Here is a 17,597-nt window from a genome sequence, read left to right as displayed (position 1 = left end):
CCATAATTCACATTGATTGTGGAGCAAAATTCACTAAGAGCTCGCGGAATTGAGCGTTGTTTGGCGTCTGTTTCCCGGTGCAACTGAAAATCGCAGTCCGGTTTCGAGCTTAATCTGGCCGACGTTCCCTGCTCAGTGTGTGTTTCCGATCAAACGCGGTGAGAGCAAGCGCGCCGAAAGACGTTCGCAACGGTTCATATGTTCTGCAAAATGCGCGGCATTCGTTTCTGAGATCGAATAGTTCTCCGGTCCGGTCGGCCGGGTAGTTTCATATAAATCAAGGATTATGAGCCTGATCAACATTCCTGCATAGTGGCATGAACTCATTTTGAGGCTTAGACTATTTAGCTCTTCAGTTTCGTTTTCATCTATTATGCGCAAAATACGATCCATGCCAATTTGATCAACCGCCGTAATCTTCGCTCTTGCAGTAGAGAGCGCGGCACCATCGTGGGTCTCTAAAGCATCTTGAAGAAGCGCCTCAAGCTCTCTGGTGTGGTCGACATCACTCCAGGCCACAGGGATGTCTGTCATGGATTGGGCGACGACAGGCGTAACAACTAGAACGCAGCAAGCAAACATTTTTACAATTTTCGTCAGTTTCTCGTACAATAGCGTTGCTCACTTCATGCTAAAAGTTTGTTTATCAGCGCGTTTGGCTATTAAAATAATCCGAGGGAAGGCGCCCTAGGCTCCGCTTGAACGTTGCTGAAAAAGCGCTCGCACTTTGGTATCCACAATCCAGCGCAATACTGACAATTGGCTCCCGCGCAGCCAACTGTGGCAAGGCTTTCAGCATCCGAAGCTGTTGCCGCCAACGGCCATAGGTCATGCCCGTTTCTCGTTCGAAATGTCGCATGAAACTTCTTCTGCTCATTCCGGATTGCGCAGCTGCTTCCTCTATAGACAACGTAGTGTTTGGTTCTGCTTCTAAAGCAAAGCACAACTTGCTTAGACGTTGAGACGTTGGCATTGGCAGATTGAGCGGCTCGGTTGGAAGAAAAGTTAATTCCTCCAATAACAACTCGCAGACACGTTGTGCGAAGGGTGTGGCATTAAGAGCCTTAACTTGCAACTCAATCATTCGTAATATCAACTCACGCAGTAAGGGCGAAACTTCCACGACGCCACATATTGAAGGAAGCGTTTCGATAGCTTCCGGTCGGATAAAGAGCGTCCGAAATTCGACGGGCCCATGGCTTCGTGTCGCGTGCTCGATCATCGCGGGCACCCAGACCGCGCGATTTGGCGGGACAACCCAATGACCTGTTTTGGTGGAAACCGTGACAATACCGGACCGGGCATAGATGAGCTGGGCGTCTTCGTGGCGATGGGATGTTCTCGAAAATGCCGTGTCATCTTGAGCAATGGCAGTGACGGCAAGCCTAACGGGCGGCGGATAAGAGAGCGACATAGATTGACCCTTTAGAGCTATTAACAGGCCTTTACAAGCGAGAATGCCAACCTTCTTTCATGTATTAGCTGTCAATGAAACCATATTCGGAAGAGTCTACCGTGCCTTTTTTCATGCTGACGAGAAATTTCAAGCTCGGAAAACATTCTTTTACATCAGAGTTGCTGCGTGCTGTCGAAGCCGTGTTTCGACCTCGACTTAGAAGCGACCGTTGCTGTCCTTGGCAACGCAACGGTCGTACCTGCCATCGAACTATCGAAGTTGACGCCGCAATACCCAAATATTGAAAGAAATTACCGTGATGATGCAGACCCCAGATCAAAAATACCGTCCGTTTTTATCTCCGATTAATCTGGTTGATCGCCAATGGCCCAGCCGGCGATTGACGCAAGCGCCGCGCTGGGTTTCGACAGATTTGCGCGATGGAAATCAGGCACTCGCCGACCCCATGAATGGCGAGAAGAAAATGCGCTTCTATCGGATGCTCTTAGAAATCGGTTTCAAGGAAATCGAAGTTGCCTTTCCATCTGCCTCGCAAACGGAGTTCAATTTTGTCAGGCAACTGATCGAGTGTGATCTGGTTCCGGAAGACGTGACGATTCAGGTTCTGACCCAGTCAAGAGCGGACCTGATCGCACGCACTTTCGAAGCTCTAAAGGGGGCAAAGCAGGCCGTCGTTCATCTTTATAACGCTACAGCTCCACTCTTCCGTCGTGTCGTCTTTGGGATGGACAAGCAGCAGATCATCGATTTGGCCGTGAGTGGTGTTGCCGCCATGGTGACTGAAAGCTGCAAACAGCCAGAGACACGGTGGACTTTTGAATATTCGCCGGAAACTTTTTGTTTTACGGAACCTGATTTTGCTTTGGAAATATGCGAGCGTGTGTTGGATGTGATAAAGCCAACGCCACAAAACAAGGCAATCCTCAATCTTCCTGCGACGGTTGAGGTTTCTATGCCGAATGTCTATGCAGACCAGATCGAGTGGTTCTGCAGAAATATCTCATGCCGAGACAGCGTTATAATCAGCGTGCATCCGCATAATGATCGGGGCACTGCGGTTGCAGCGACAGAGCAAGCACTGCTTGCTGGCGCAGACCGGGTCGAGGGCTGCTTGTTTGGGAACGGCGAACGGACCGGCAATGTCGATCTCGTCACTTTGGCTCTTAATCTTTATACGCAAGGTATCGATCCGAAGCTCTATTTTCCTGAGATGCGCTCGATCGTTCGAACAGTTGAACACTGCAATGACTTGCCAGTTCATCCGCGACACCCCTATGCCGGTGAACTCGTTCATACTGCCTTTTCCGGATCGCATCAGGATGCAATCCGCAAAGGTTTCGCGGCCCATGAAACTCGCAATGATGGTATTTGGGAAATGCCTTACCTTCCCATTGACCCAATGGATATAGGTGAAAGTTACGAAGCCGTAATCCGTGTCAACAGTCAATCCGGTAAGGGAGGCGTGGCATGGATACTTGAGCAAGACCACGGGCTGAAATTGCCTCGCTCACTCCAAATCGACTTCAGTCGACGGGTTCAGGCGCACGCTGATGATAGCGGGAAAGAAATAACCGCAGAAATGATCTGGACGCTGTTTTGTGAAATTTATCATTTGAACGACAATCCGGCTTTTGAACTCTTAAGCTACAAAGAACCCCGGCCAATAAGAACTGGGGCAGCTCGAACCTTTGCCGGACGAGTTCGCCACTTAGGTAAGGAGCTGTCAATCACTGGGAAAGGGAATGGCTTAATATCCAGTACAGTCTCGGCACTTCAGTCCGGCTGCGGTATTGATTTGGAAATTGTCGATTATCATGAACATGCCTTGAGGCAGGGCGCAAATGCACAAGCGGTCGCATACATTGAATGTCGAACGCAGAACGGACATAAGATCTTTGGTGTGGGTATCGATGAGGATATCGCATTGGCGTCGGTCCGTGCTGTACTCGGCGCTGCAGCGGAGACCCTTTAATGCAATCAAACAGTAACCTCTTGCTGAGCTTGATTAGAAATGTTGTTTGATTTCGCAGCTAATTTCACAATCTGAAAAATGGTTGTAACTATCGGAAACGCTGTGACAAATGTGGCAAGCGTGAAAATCCTAACGAAGCCGATGTGTTCCTACAATGCATTGGCTTCGATGGATGTCCGCAAAAATATGCCTCATTGAAGGCACGCGAATTAGACCGAGACCGTCAACGGACGAGGCACATTGCATTCTTGGTTGATCTGCTTTCAATCTCGCAATCGCACAGAGTTTCAACTTACCCATTGCTGAACTGCAAGAAACAGCTGCGGTCAGCTGATAGAATGTCGTCAGCATCTGAATCAATGGAGTTTTGCCTCAACTATTGAACAGATGCGACCGTGCCTCAAGAAGATCGCCCATCAATATCCCAGTAACATTGTTTGTCCCGATGCGTTCAATTTTGTATTCTGGAAAAATCGTTTCATGATCGCAGTAGCAGGACGTTAAAGGGTGCCGAATGGCCACCGCATCAATTGCGCGGTTTGTCCGGGTGCTAATTTCCGGCCACGATTACCCAGTTGGGTTGAGCTTTGGATTAATTCACTTTCAACGCCTGTCACGATGCGCCAGAATGACACGTTTCACGGATATGTAACGGTGACATTTCCCTCATTGGATTGATCTTGCCTCCTCTCGCGCGTAGGAGATTCTTATTGATGTATCCGTGGAGATTTTAAGCCCGTACTTTTTAGTGTCGAAGAAAAGTCGGGGCAAAAGTTGGAGATGATCGAGCAGTCATTAAGGGTGTATATGAATTGGCTCCGGCTGAAACGATGAATTTGGAGCGAGTTGCATGCTACTAACGTCTAGGTTTGCCTCAAATAGAAAGCGTGATTGTTGACATCTGATTTCTGATACCTCAATCGAAATGCGTGAGTTCTGAAATGTGAATGATTTTTGAATAAGCAGGATTTTGTAACAGTACTTGCTAATATTCAGAATGTACGTTTGATCGTTACTGGAATGCTCAAAAATTAAGTCTGTCCGGGGAGATAAAGCTCTGGTTTGGACATTGGTTCCTCGGGGATGGGGGATTTTAGAGCGGGGGTGTGGGATGAAATTTCTGGAAAAAATGACGCCGCTTGGCCTCGTTTTAGCATCATTGTTACTAACCATCAGCTTTGCGCAGGCGCAAGAAAAGCCTGCAGCCAAGCAGGATGCCTCAACCGTTCAATCAAAGCGCTTCGATGACTGGTACTATCGTTGTGCGCAGCTCAAAGCTGCGGACAGCAAGACCGTTTCACAATGCGAGGTCGCGCAGATCGCCCAGGTTAAACAGGGCGAGGAGAACGTCAATGTTCTCACGCTGGCAATTGCACAGACAGCGCCTGAAGCTGGAAAGAAATTGTCTCACAATGAGTTGCTGCTGACGGCTCTTGTTCCACTCAATGTGGTGTTGCCCATCGGTCTTGGTCTGGCCGTTGACGGCAAGAACGTCGTGACCATTCCTTATCGCAACTGCAATCAGGCTGGCTGCTGGGCGCAGCAAAAGCTCGATAAAAAAATGCTTGGAGCCTTGCAGAAGGGAAGTGCGGGGGAAGCACACCTGCGATTGATGAATGGACAAAATATCAATCTGAAGTTTTCGTTGAAAGGGCTCACCAGTGCTCTTAGCGAATTGCAAAAGCCAAATAAAGCCTGACGGATAAATTATGAAACAGTCTATTCGCCTGGGCAGGCTTTGGATCTCGCTTTGCACGGTGTTTTTTGCCTCCACATTGCCTGGCATGACGCAAGTGCCAAATGCCGCCGGCTCGCCTGCCGATGACTTCATGCGCCGCCAAGCTGAGCAGGATTTGGAACAGCGATTGCGTTCGCTGGAACAGGCGACCCCGCGTGCGGTGACCCCGCAAGGGTCCGAGCAATCCGCTCCTTTAAAGCAAACCGCTAAAGGTCCGTGCTTTTCGATCAACACTGTGAAGGTCGAAGGCGTTACACTCCTTTCCCCTAAAACCCTTGCGCCCAAATTGGCTGCTTACCAAAATAGGTGCATCGGACTTTCAGACATCAATATGCTGTTGAAAGAGATCACCAGCCTTTACATGGATGCAGGCTATATTACGTCACGCGTTTATGTGCCCGAACAGGATATTGCGAAGACCAAGGAATTGCGGCTTGTCGCGGCTGAAGGTTCACTTTCAGACATTTACCTCAATGGTCAGCCCGCAGCCTATCCCGGATTACTTGGCACAGCCTTTCCCGGGTTAAAGGACAAGCCTGTCAATATACGCGATGTTGAACAGGGTCTTGATCAGATCAATCGTCTGACCTCAAACAATGCGAAGACAACGATGTTACCGGGAAAAGAACCCGGCGCATCCATTCTCAATGTCGAAAACAAGCCCGGTCTCCCGTGGCATTTCTCGATTGCAAATAACAATCTTGGCCAGAAATCGACGGGTTATTCGCGCTCTTCGGTTACATTCCGCATGGATAATCTGGTCAATCTGAATGACCTTTTGTCGCTCACCTATGAACACACAGGCCCTGATTACCCTTGGCCCAATGATGGCGTTGGCCAGAGCAACAGTATTTCCGGCTCGATCAGTGTGCCTTATGGCTATTGGAGCTTCACGCTTAACGGGTCCTACTACAAATATCGTAGCCTGGTTCCGGGCAATTTCAGCGATATTGCCTCATCGGGCGATTCCGGTCAGCTGGGTTTGAGCGTCGATCGTGTCATTTTGCGCGATCAAAATTCAATCACAACGCTCAATGCAGGCCTTGCCTATAAGGAAACCAACAACTTCCTGATGGGCAATCTGATCGAAGTTGGAAGTCGGCAATACTCGGTCGCAAATTTAGGCCTTTCTCATTCGCGCCGCATGTCGGGTGGATTATGGGTCTTTGACCTGAGCTATAATCAGGGTCTTGGCATTTTTGGCGCAACCCGCCGAGGGGATCCGGGAGCGGGTGACGCAGAACCGGAGTTTTCCAAATTTACCGGTACGATCAACGTCACCAAGCCGTTTCAGCTTGCAAGCCAGAACCTGCAATTCTCAACGATGATCAATGGGCAGTATTCCCCGGATAATCTTTATGGCGCGGAACAGATTTCATTGGGCGGCTATTCCAATGTTCGTGGTACCCGCGACAGCATCCTGTTTGGCAATAGTGGTCTGTTTACCCGCAACGAGATCACCTGGCGCACGATGCCGTGGAAAAACAACGAATTGCTGAGCAAGCGGTTCGGAGAATTGCGACCCTATGCGGCGATTGATTACGGCCACGTCTTCGCGCAGGACCGCTTTGGCATCGAGGGCGGAGATGTCTCAGGCTGGACTGTCGGCACCCGTCTGGCAGGCGGCAATATTGGTGCAGATATCGGCTATTCGCGCATCATCAAGAGTACTGCCAATACCAGTTCCAAAGATTTGTTTTTCGTCAGCACATCGCTGCAATTTTGAGAGTGGAAGCTAAAATGACTGCGTATTACGACAAGTCTTCGTCAAAAAAATCAAACGCGCTTAAAACCTCTGCGTTGGGATTGTTGGCACTATCGATCCTTCTTGGCGGCATGGCGCAAAATGCTTTCGCCCAGGATGGCAAGGGTGACAAACCTTCCACACTGCCCGGCGGAGCGTCATCATTGACGGAAACTTTTGAGGATTGGACGGTTTCCTGTGGAGCCGCCAAAGGCAACACGCAATGTGTCATCTCGCAAACCCAGGCACAGCAACAAAATGGTCAGCGGATACTCGATATTCGTTTGAGCCCGGTTGCGCAGGACAATGCCTATCAAGGCAACCTGACTTTGCCCTTTGGCTTGGAATTTTCGCGTGGCCTAACCGTTCAGTTGGATGACGGACAGGTCGGCAAGCCATTTCCTTTTAAAACCTGTCTTCCTGCTGGATGTATCGTTCCGATCAGCTTTGATAAAGCTACCCTCGATGCGACACGAAAGGGAACAACTCTAAAGCTTGCGGCCGTTTCCATCGATAATCAAAATATTCCATTCACGGTCTCTCTAAAGGGGCTCGGCGCAGCATTTGATCGGGCGAGCACATTGGTCGCTGCAAAGTAACGTGGGAGCGAAGTCATGCAGGTGAAACAGGTTCAATCGCGTTCCCGTACAAAAACGGCGACTGGTCTGCTTACAGCAAGTCTGTTGGCGTTGACCATTGGTCTTGCTGGCTGCGGGGGTCGGGAAGCAAAGCCTATTGCAATAACAAATCCGACCGACAGCGCTTTTGATTGTGCGGGAATTTCACGTGAGTTTGCTGCAAATGAGCGCCAGATAACGCTTACCTTAAAAGAGCGTAGTCAAGCGCAGGGAAAGAATATCGTTCTTGGGGCTGCAGGCGTTCTCTTCCTTCCGGCGCTCTTCTTTATGGATCCGAAGTCACCGGAGAAGGTGGAAATCGATGCACTGCGCAATCGCAACAAGGTCCTCGAAGACATTGCGCGCACAAAGAAGTGTTCGACACCAAAATCCCAGCTGACTGAAGTCTACAAGAAGCTCGACAATCCAGGCAGTGGGCAGTCCAAAAAAACGAGAGACTAGAGAATTCTGCGGCTTAAACGCCGCATGATTTTCAATTTGCATTTAAGGCAGGATCGGTCATGAAGAATTTTGTATATAGCCATGATGTCTCTCGTCATGCCAAGCAGATGTTTCGCTGGTATGATCCTGCCATTTTGGTCCACAAAAGCGTTGCACTTCTTCTCAGTGGTCTTCTTGTTCTGCAGCCAATGCTGGTTCAGGCGCAGGTAGCGCCTGACCTCAATGCAACGATCGGCAATCAGCCGGGTGTCGGGGCAGCACCCAACGGCGTACCGCTCGTCGATATTGTGACACCCAATGGTCAGGGGCTGTCGCACAATAAATACGGCGATTTCAATGTTGGGACGCCGGGTCTTATCCTCAACAATCTGAACTCGGAACTGGGCACCTCGAAACTGGGTGGCGTGACGCCCGGTAACCCCAATTTAAATAACAGCGGTCCTGCAAGCGTTATCCTCAATGAGGTCACGAGCGGAAGCCGCAGTTCCCTGCTTGGTCCAACAGAAGTGTTTGGCGGCAGAGCCGATGTTATTATCGCCAATCCCAATGGAATTACCTGCGACGGCTGCGGTTTTATCAATACCCCGCGTGCCACGCTGACCACGGGCACACCAGAAATCGACGGTAGTGGAAAGCTATCAGGGTTCACCGTTCAGGGCGGTGATGTCACCTTCGGTTCAAAAGGCGGCAATTTTGCTTCTGGAGATGGCGCTGTCGACCTGTTCGACATCGTATCGCGCCGTATTCAGATTGATGGTCCGATCAATGGCAAAAACCTAAGGCTCACGGCAGGTCGTCAGAAGTTTGACTACGTAACAGGTGAAGCAACTGCTTTAAGTGGTGCGGACGATGCGGGCGAGTTTGCCATTGACGGCTCAGCCCTTGGTGCCATGCAGGCGGATCGCATCAGAATCGTTGTGACCGACAAGGGTGCTGGCGTGCGCATGCGCAATGATATGGCGGCCAATGCAGGTGAACTGACACTTTCAGCAGATGGCAAAATATCGCTTGGCAATACGTCTGGCCGTGACGGCGTTTCCGTGCAATCAAAAAGCAGGCAGGTAGAAGCCAGGAAGATTACCTCGAAGAAGAAGGTGGTTGTCAAAGCCGCCAAAGGCATCACGCTTGAGGCAGTGTCAGCCGACGAAGATATCGTTCTGGGCAATGGCGAGGGCCTGCTTTCCGTTGCAGGCGATGTTGCTTCACTTGGAAACGTTGAGCTTACTTCATCCGGTGCCATTACCACTGGCAATGTCGCTGCTGGAAAGAACGCTAACTTGCAAGCCGGGCAAGCCATTACGGCTGGCCAGGTTATTGCAGACGGTACAGCAAGTCTGACTGCAGCATCTGGTGGTATAGCGCTGAGCGGTATCGCCAAGGCAGGCAACGGTACGCTGAGCCTAACAGCAACATCGGGTTCGATCAGCGCTTCCTCCCTTGTCAGTTTCAACAATATGACATTGATCGCCGGGGCCGACATTGCCACTGGTGATATTCTTTCAGGCGGCACGCTCATCGCGTCTGCCCGTTCTGTCAAAGCTGGGAATGTCGTCGCGGGCGTTGATTTTGCTGCAACCAATGCAGCCAATGGCGCGGTAAAACTTAAAACGTCGGGCGATATGCGCATTGAAGCGACCGGCGCTATCGATGTTGCTTCGCTGCTTTCTGCCGGTAACCTCAATATTACAGGTGCTGCACTTACAGCAAGGAACGTCACCAGCCATGGCCTCACTAAGATCGCTGGCGATACGAATGTCTCCGGCCAGATTCTTGGTGCCGGCGATGTCGATATTGCTGGCGCCAACATCAAGGCAGGAGGAGTTCTTTCGGGCGTTGATTTTGCGGCCAGTCAGTCAGCACTAAACGGCGCGATTATCCTCAACAATTCCGGCAATATTACCCTTTCTGCTGCAGCCGGATTGATTGATGTTGGAACAATTTTGTCGGCTGGCAATGTCCTCGCTAATGCGGCAACATTCAAATCCGGCAATGTCACAAGCCATGGTGAAACCAACATCTCCGGCGCGACTGCAATCAGCGGTCAGTTGGTTTCAGGCTCGGACATCACCATCAAGGGGGCGTCGATTGATCTTGGAACGGCGGTTGCCGGTGTTGATCTCGAAGCACTCGCAAACGGCAATATTATTCTTTCCAACGACGCCCATGCACTTAATCTGACAGCAACCGCAGGCAATCTGACAGCACAGCGGCTTCTGTCGTCTGGTGCAGTGTTAGCCTCCGCAACGGGTAATCTATCTGCCAATGCGCTTGCACATGGTGATCTTGATCTCAAGGCGGGTGGCACACTCACGCTTTCGGGACAGTCTCTGGCGGGCAACAATGCTTCGCTTAATGCAGCTTCAATCAATCTTGGAACTCTTGTTTCCGGTGTCGACTTTGCTGCAACCCAACAGTCCGGTGGTTCGCTCATCCTTAAAGCGGGAGTGCCTGGAACAGGCAACTTGCTGCTCAATGCGTTAAGCGGTTCCATCACTGCTGATCAGTTGTTGAGCGGCGGAGACCTGAAGGCAAAGGCGCAACAGGATATTGCCTATAACAGTCTGCAGAGTTTCGGGTCTGCTGATCTGAACTCGACCTCTGGCGCAATCAGCCTCGACAAGAATACCGTTGTAAAAGGTGACATTGCACTCACCCTTCAGAGCCTTGATCTCAGCAATGATCGATCGAAGCTTGCGACTGCTGGAACATTGATCGTCAATGCAGCATCGGCCAATCTTGCCAATTCGACACTGACATTTGGCGGTTTGACGCTGAACCTCAGTGGAATTGCCGATGCTTCAAATGCAAAGATCCGTGCCGTGACCGCTGATGGCGGTTCAGGCAATATTGCAATTGCCGCTCAGACCATCACGACGACCACTGCAACCGCCATTCTTGCGGCCAATGATCTGACGCTGACGCTTGCATCCGTTACCAATCCAGGTCAGCTTGCAGCCAACAACAATCTGACCTTCAATATCGCAGGCAACTTCACCAATACCTCGACCGGCCTCGTTTATGCCGGCAAGGATGGCCATCTTTTTGTGGCCGGTGATCTTCTCAACGATCAGGGTGCAATCCTGGTTGGGCAAGACTTGATCATTGCCGCAAATTCCAGTGGCGGACGCAATCAGTCGATTACCAACATCTCCGGCCTGATCAAGGCCGAGCGTGATGCAACGATCACCACAGCCAATCTGACGAACAAGCGCAGCACGGTTCCGACCTGGTCAACGGTTGTCGTGAGTAACGACGCTATTGCAAAGTTTGAGCTTAATCCTGAGACCTGGGGTAAGCCGCTTGGCCATATTTTTGTCAATCCAGCCACCAATGCACCGCTTAATCTTTATCCTGGGGAAGACTATGCCGAGCTTGCCTGGATGGCGCATCTTTATGGCGTGATCACCTTTGCCGACGGCACATCCTATCGGACGCGAAGCCTGCAATCTTACGAAGAGAACACACCCTGGATCTGGGGAGATAGCCTGCACAGCGTTGGCGAAATGCGCAGCTGGCTTCTTTCCCATTACATGGGGGATGGTCAGGGCAATATTCTGCTAACGCCTGATCTGCAAAGTAAATCGGTCATCATCGTCAATCGCAACGATCCCTTTGCCTGGACCTTCACCTGGGATGAAGGCACGCAGATGCGTCAGTCGATTGTGGAGCAACAGTTCGGCAGCAATCTTTCGCCCCAGGCACTCATCCAGACCGGCCGCAATCTCAATATCGATGCGACAATTCTCAACAATGCTTACAGCTCGATCGAAGCGGGCGGTGATGCAAAACTAACCGGATCAGTGCTCAACAATGAAGGCATAGCACTTTACCGCACCGTCACCTCGACATGTGAAGCAACAGGCGGCTGCGAAGCCTATGACGCCAATGGCAATCGAGATGGTGTCAACGATCTCGACAAAGGCAATTCTCGTGTTACCGGCCAAAGCATTGTCGGCGGCGCATTCGGAAACATCAAAGCGGCTGGCAATATGGACGTCAGTGGCTTTGCCACTGTCAACAACACATCTGCTGAGGGATCGATTGCTGGCGGCGCACAGCTTTCAACGGCGCCTGCGACGGATGATCCGACCACAATACTCAATGGAATGACCGCAGGTGGCGCACTTTATACGCCAAATGCGGCGCTGAATGGTTTGTCTGCAAACGGCACGCCACTTGTCGGTGCTGACCTGATTGCAGCTCTTGGTAATTCTGCACCAAAGCCAAATTCGGGCGGCTTTGGCGGCACTATTCCAGGCCAGCTATTCCTTTATGAGACCCGCGCTGAATTCCTCGATGTCGGCAAGTTTTATGGCTCGGGCTATTTTATCAATCGCATCGGTTATAAGCCTGATCGGGAAATCCCGTTTCTGGGAGACGCCTATTTTGAGAACCAGCTGATCGATCAGCAACTACGCCAACTCGTCAATCAGGGGCTTGGCAAAGGTTCATTTATACCAGGAAGTGATGCCATCGAGCAGATGAAGACGCTGCTTGATCGTGGTGTCGACTTTGCCAATGCCAATGGTCTGACGATCGGTGAGAAGCTCTCGCCCGAACTCATTGCCAATCTGACCGAGACGATGGTCTGGTATGAGAAGAAGACGGTCAACGGTGTCACAGTGCTGGTTCCAACAGTCTACATCGCCAATGTCGATAAGGCGAACTTGACGGTTGCAGGCGCAATCATCTCCGGTGACACGGTTGATATGAATGTCGGTGATGTCAGCAATTCTGGCATTATCGAGGCTAAAACCGACTTAAAGCTCAATGCGACCAATATCCTTGCAACGGGTGGCAGCTTTACGGCCGGTAACAACGTATCGCTGTCGGCCTCGCAAAATCTGACGATTAGTGCAGCCGAGATGCAGATCGGTCATGAGACTTTCGTCAAATCCGGCAGTGGTGTTGAGGCCGGCGGCAATGCGAGCCTTACAGCGGGTAATGATCTGACCCTGCGCGGTGCAGAGGTCAAAGCAGGCAATGATGTCGATCTCAGCGGGCAAAGTGTAACGCTCGACACGGCAAAAGCGACCAATAATGGTTCCGACAATGTGATTGGCACCACTGTTCAATCGGGCAAAGACACGACGATCACCGCCAAACAGGATGTGAACGTTATTGGCTCGAGTGTTGCAGCCGGTGGCAACCTTGGCATTGAAGCAGAAGAAGGCTCGGTCAATGTTGTTGCGGCAGGTGTTGAGAAGAAGGTCAATGGCGTCGCTGGCACCCGCATGTCGCAGACGGATTCCATCTTTGCGCAAACATCCAACCTGTCGTCTGGTGGTGACACGTCCATCAAAGCGGGCGACGATATTCTGATATCAGGTTCAAAGGTGAAGGCAGGCGGTGACGTCAGCCTCGAAGCCAAGGACGATATCAACATTACGGTTGCCCAACAGCGCACCGAAACAATCGGCTCGGAAGTCAAGCAGGGCTCCGAAACTCATATTGGCTCGGAAATCAGTTCTGGCGGTTCGGTCAGAGTTGCGGCCGGCGATAAGACCGATGCAGACAATTCCCATGATCTCAATATTATTGGCTCGAAAATAGATGCCAAGGGCAAGGTCGATCTCAGCGCAACCGACAATGTCACGATCGCTGAAGCCCGCGATACCGGCTATTCTCAGCTTGATACGAGTTCAAAGGGCGTCTTCAGCAAAAAGGAAAGCCATAGTCGCACGGATACAGAGACCGCTGTTGGATCATCGATCAGCGGCGGTAACGGCGTCGATATCAGCTCCGGCAACGATACAACCATCTCTGCCTCGAACATTCAGGCAGGAACGGCCGACAACAAGGCTGATCTCAATATCAATGCCGGTGGCGATCTGATTATCGCATCCGGCAAAGACACCGTTGAAACAGATGCATCCAAATCAAAATCAGGCCTTTTGTCGAAGAAGAGTGACAAGAGCCATACTTACGATGAAACGACTGTTGCATCCGAGCTTGGTGCTTCTGGCAATGTGAACCTCAATGCTGGCGATAATGTCGTCATTGCAGGTTCCAAGGTCACTGCCGGCGACGATATCGCCATCGAAGGTGACAGTGTCTCGATCATCGGTGCGCAGGAACGCCACGATGCCTCGTCTTCATCCAAGAAGTCCGGGCTTGGTGCCGGCTCTGGCGACGGCTTTTATTCGATCTGGGGTAAGGAAGAGAAAAGCAGCAGCGAGAACATCGTCGCCAATGTCGGCTCTGCGCTTTCGGCGGGAAATGATGTTTCCATCAAAGCCCGCGAGACAGATGTCAATATTATCGGCTCCCATGTCGAGGCAGGCAATGACATCGCGCTCGATGCGGCGCGTGACGTCAATATCCTTCCCGGCGCGGAAAGCTATGCGTCGGAATACAAGGAGAAGCGCTCAGGCTTTGGTGTTCAGCTGAGTTCCGGCAATGGTTCAGCTTCGATCGGGATTGGCTTTGGTTCAGCAAAGACAGAAGCCAGTGAAGGCGCAGAAACCAATGCGGTTTCGAGCCTTAATGCAGGCCGGGATGTGATCATCACGGCGGGCCGTGATGCCAATCTTCAGGCGGCTCAGGTTGTTGCTGGCTCTACTGTCGACATTCTCGCTGAGCGGGACGTTAATCTGCTCTCGGCGCAAGACAAGACCAATTATGAATTTATGCATCAGGAACTGTTTGTCGGTGTTACCGCAACAGTCTCATCGCAGGCAGCAGCAGCTGTCGGCAATGCCTACGAAGCTGGAAAAAGGGTCGGTGACGGTAGTACAGCCAATTCCATTGCGATGGCGACTATTGCTGGGATTAACGGCAAATATGTCTATGACGTCCTGAGTGGCGCAAACGAGACGAATAACTGGAATCCTGGCGGTCAGCTACTTTCCGGATCGCTCAGTGTCGGCTTTCAATATTCGAAGAACAGTGCGGAGGGATCGACATCGACACCTGTGGTGACCACGATCAATGCTGGTGACACGGTCATCATAGAGGCAGGCCGCGATATCAATGCGGTCGGTGCGCAGGTGAGCGCCGGTTATGATCAGTACGGGCTTCCGACAGGTGGGCGTGGTGATATTGCGCTGATTGCTGGCAATGACATCAATCTGGAAAGTGCCAAAGCAACCAGTGAGAACTCCAGCAAGAATGTCTCAGGCGGAGTTTCTATTGATCTCCTGAACCCTGGCGTGAACTTCAACTACGGTCAGGGGAAAGGCAACGATACCACTCTCACCAACATCAACACGCATGTGACGGGCAGCGGAACTGTCTATATCAACTCCGGCAATGATACAAACCTGCGGGGTGCGACGGTTTCCGGCGAGACCGTGATTGCTGATATTGGCGGCGATCTGAACATTGAAAGTCAGCTCGATACTGCGACAGCCAAGGCCAATCAGGTCAATGTCAGCGGTGGTGTTGGAACGAACGCTCAGGGCCAGACAAGCGGCGGCATCTCCGGCTCTTATCAGACAGCCAAGGGTGATGCGGCCATTGTCTCCGAACAATCTGGCATTCATGCAGGCGAAGGTGGCTTCGACATAAAGGTCGACGGCAACACCAAGCTGACCGGTGGCCTCATCACGAGCGAGGCCGATCCTGAAAACAATCGTCTTGAAACCGGAACGCTTGAGTTCGAGGATCTCGACACGCATTCCAAATGGAAAGCTGACACCTATGGCGGTGGCTTCGGTGCAAGTGGTCCGCTCGTCTCTCCGCCGATCAAGGAAGGTGAAAGCGAAACCGGAAGAGCGCTGTCAGCAATCTCTCCGGGCGAGATCATCATTACCAATCCCGACAATCAGCAGCAGAACGTTGATGATCTGCGGCGCGATACGAGAGAAACCAATACCTCGCTGCCCGGAATACCAGATCTTCAGAAACTTCTCAGTGAGCAGCTGAAGACGCAGCAGCTCTACGACGACGCAGCTGCCAAAGCGGCCAAGATGATCGGAGACTATGCTTCAGACCGATTTGCTGAGGCATATAAGAACAAAAACACCGAAGAGATGGAATTCTGGAAGGACGGTGGAACTGGTCCGGCCATCCTTCACGCCATCGCAGGCGGGCTGCTCGGCGGTGTTACCGACTTTAATGGAATGCTCTCCGGTATGCTCGGTGGTGCGTCATCAGCCTATCTTGCGCCGAAGATCAAGGAGCTGGTGGCTGAGTTCGTCAAGGAAGCGGGGTTGAGTGGTTCAGCTGCGGACTTCATGACCAACTCCATCACAGGGTCCATCCTACAAGGTTTGGGTGCGGTTACGGGCGGAACTGGTGCTGCGTATGCTGGGAATGCCTTTCAATACAATTATCTAACACACGAACAACGCGCCAAGGAGATTGAAGAGCTCAAAGCGTGTAACGGTGACCAAAACTGTCTTCAAACTGTAGCTAGGGCTTATCATGAGCTGAATGTCAGTCAGGAAAATGAACTAATTGCATGCAAAACAAAAGAGTGTGTGGATGCAATTGTTGCCAGTCTTGCAGATTCGTCTGCAACACTAGCAGACGATTATCAGCAATTGTTAAAACTCTCTCGAGAAGCTGCTGAAAGTGCGCTCACTTTTCAGCAAATAGATATCGTTACAGGACAAACAGACTTAACCCGTGATATTGCGTACGCGTATTTCACCGCCGCATTCTGCGAAGCTAACCCTGGCGACAATTGTAAGCGCACTGGAGGATTACTCTATGCGTCAAATCAGTCCCTAGTAGAAGCAGCCTACGGGGCTCTTGCTGGCTCGAGGCCGAGAGGAACGATAAAGCAGGATGAAATAAATCTTAATGAAACGGCACCGGCAACGTCAAAAGCTACCGCGGCTGACGTGGAAAACTATTTTCAGCAGAACAGGCAGTATTGGTCGAGTGATCCAATAGTAATAAACGGAAATAAGGTCTACCAGCGTAATGACCTAATAGATCCGAAATATGTTGATCCTAAAACAGGAAAGACAAATCTCGAATTGATGCAGTCTGGCCGAGCACCTATCGGGCCAGACGGGAACCCGGTTAATTTGCATCATATGACTCAGTCTCAATCGGGACCGATTGCCGAACTGACACAAACTTTTCACCAGAAGAATTCTGGTACAATACATGTCAATACACAGGACATCCCATCTGGTATAAATCGTGCTGAATTTGCGAAATGGCGGCGCGAATATTGGATAAACAGAGTAAATGATTTCTAGGAGGCCGGTATGGCAGAAGACATTTCAAACATTATTGAAGAGGTTAATAGACTCGATGATCCTACGAAGAGATCGCTTCCGCTGCCAGATGATGCTCTCATTCACAGATATGAGATTGCTACCGGGATTGGTTTTTCCCCAGACTACAAGGAGTTTCTAAAGAATGTTAGCAATGCATTTGTCGGTTATCTCTCGCCACTCACATTAAACGAAGAAATGGGTGGCGTGTATGGAGAGCTATATACGACAATCCAACAAGCCCGATCGATAGGCTTGCCAGCTGACTGGTTACCGATTTGTGAGGACAATGGAGACTATTATTGCATTGCACCCGACGATTCTGTTCGTTTCTGGAGCCATGATGGTCCGTCGAGTGAAGCTTGGCCGAATTTATCAGCTTGGGCAAACGAAGTTTGGTTGCAAGGCAATTAAATACAGATCTGTTGCAAAATGCGGTTGGTGCGGAGCGCGCTTTAACCGGGGACAAGTTTA

At 51.0% G+C, this 17,597-nt stretch carries 9 protein-coding genes; 7 read left to right on the top strand and 2 right to left on the bottom strand.

Features of this window, described 5'->3' with window-relative positions; genetic code table 11:
* Window positions 1-132 precede the first annotated feature (132 nt).
* Together KMS41_26290 and KMS41_26285 are read right to left on the bottom strand one after the other, a co-directional pair.
* Complete coding sequence (locus tag KMS41_26290; GenBank protein ID QWK81327.1) at window positions 133-612, bottom strand: hypothetical protein; 480 nt, start codon at window positions 610-612, stop codon at window positions 133-135.
* Between the two features lie 34 nt (window positions 613-646).
* On the bottom strand, window positions 647-1,414 hold the full coding sequence (locus tag KMS41_26285; protein QWK81326.1) for a helix-turn-helix transcriptional regulator: 768 nt from the start codon (window positions 1,412-1,414) through the stop codon (window positions 647-649).
* 301 nt (window positions 1,415-1,715) lie between these two features.
* On the opposite strand from KMS41_26285, the gene leuA reads away from it, so the two are divergent.
* From leuA to KMS41_26250, 7 genes are all read left to right on the top strand, one after another.
* Window positions 1,716-3,389: a 2-isopropylmalate synthase gene (gene leuA, locus KMS41_26280; protein QWK81325.1), complete on the top strand. Its 1,674-nt coding sequence runs from the start codon at window positions 1,716-1,718 to the stop codon at window positions 3,387-3,389.
* A 1,111-nt stretch (window positions 3,390-4,500) separates the two neighbouring features.
* Window positions 4,501-5,088, top strand: a complete 588-nt coding sequence (locus KMS41_26275; GenBank protein QWK81324.1) for an invasion associated locus B family protein — start codon at window positions 4,501-4,503, stop codon at window positions 5,086-5,088.
* Window positions 5,089-5,173: 85 nt separating this feature from the next.
* Window positions 5,174-6,853 carry a ShlB/FhaC/HecB family hemolysin secretion/activation protein gene (locus KMS41_26270; GenBank protein QWK81872.1) on the top strand — a complete coding sequence of 560 codons (1,680 nt, stop codon included), beginning with the start codon at window positions 5,174-5,176 and terminating at the stop codon, window positions 6,851-6,853.
* Between the two features lie 14 nt (window positions 6,854-6,867).
* Entirely contained in the window at window positions 6,868-7,470 is a 603-nt protein-coding gene (locus KMS41_26265) for an invasion associated locus B family protein (protein ID QWK81323.1), read from the top strand.
* Between the two features lie 15 nt (window positions 7,471-7,485).
* On the top strand, window positions 7,486-7,950 hold the full coding sequence (locus KMS41_26260; protein QWK81322.1) for a hypothetical protein: 465 nt from the start codon (window positions 7,486-7,488) through the stop codon (window positions 7,948-7,950).
* Window positions 7,951-8,009: 59 nt separating this feature from the next.
* Window positions 8,010-17,105: a hemagglutinin repeat-containing protein gene (locus tag KMS41_26255; protein ID QWK81321.1), complete on the top strand. Its 9,096-nt coding sequence runs from the start codon at window positions 8,010-8,012 to the stop codon at window positions 17,103-17,105.
* A 9-nt stretch (window positions 17,106-17,114) separates the two neighbouring features.
* On the top strand, window positions 17,115-17,537 hold the full coding sequence (locus tag KMS41_26250; GenBank protein ID QWK81320.1) for an SMI1/KNR4 family protein: 423 nt from the start codon (window positions 17,115-17,117) through the stop codon (window positions 17,535-17,537).
* Window positions 17,538-17,597 lie beyond the last annotated feature (60 nt).

The sequence above is a fragment of the Ochrobactrum sp. BTU1 genome (assembly GCA_018798825.1).
GTDB lineage: Bacteria > Pseudomonadota > Alphaproteobacteria > Rhizobiales > Rhizobiaceae > Brucella.
This window is presented reverse-complemented; position numbering and strand designations above follow the sequence as displayed.

Coding starts and splice junctions, on each gene's coding strand:
- KMS41_26285 (QWK81326.1), bottom strand. CDS start 1,414: ATGTCGCTCTCTTATCCGCCGCCCGTTAGGCTTGCCGTCACTGCCATT.
- leuA (QWK81325.1), top strand. CDS start 1,716: ATGATGCAGACCCCAGATCAAAAATACCGTCCGTTTTTATCTCCGATT.
- KMS41_26275 (QWK81324.1), top strand. CDS start 4,501: ATGAAATTTCTGGAAAAAATGACGCCGCTTGGCCTCGTTTTAGCATCA.
- KMS41_26270 (QWK81872.1), top strand. CDS start 5,174: ATGACGCAAGTGCCAAATGCCGCCGGCTCGCCTGCCGATGACTTCATG.
- KMS41_26265 (QWK81323.1), top strand. CDS start 6,868: ATGACTGCGTATTACGACAAGTCTTCGTCAAAAAAATCAAACGCGCTT.
- KMS41_26260 (QWK81322.1), top strand. CDS start 7,486: ATGCAGGTGAAACAGGTTCAATCGCGTTCCCGTACAAAAACGGCGACT.
- KMS41_26255 (QWK81321.1), top strand. CDS start 8,010: ATGAAGAATTTTGTATATAGCCATGATGTCTCTCGTCATGCCAAGCAG.
- KMS41_26250 (QWK81320.1), top strand. CDS start 17,115: ATGGCAGAAGACATTTCAAACATTATTGAAGAGGTTAATAGACTCGAT.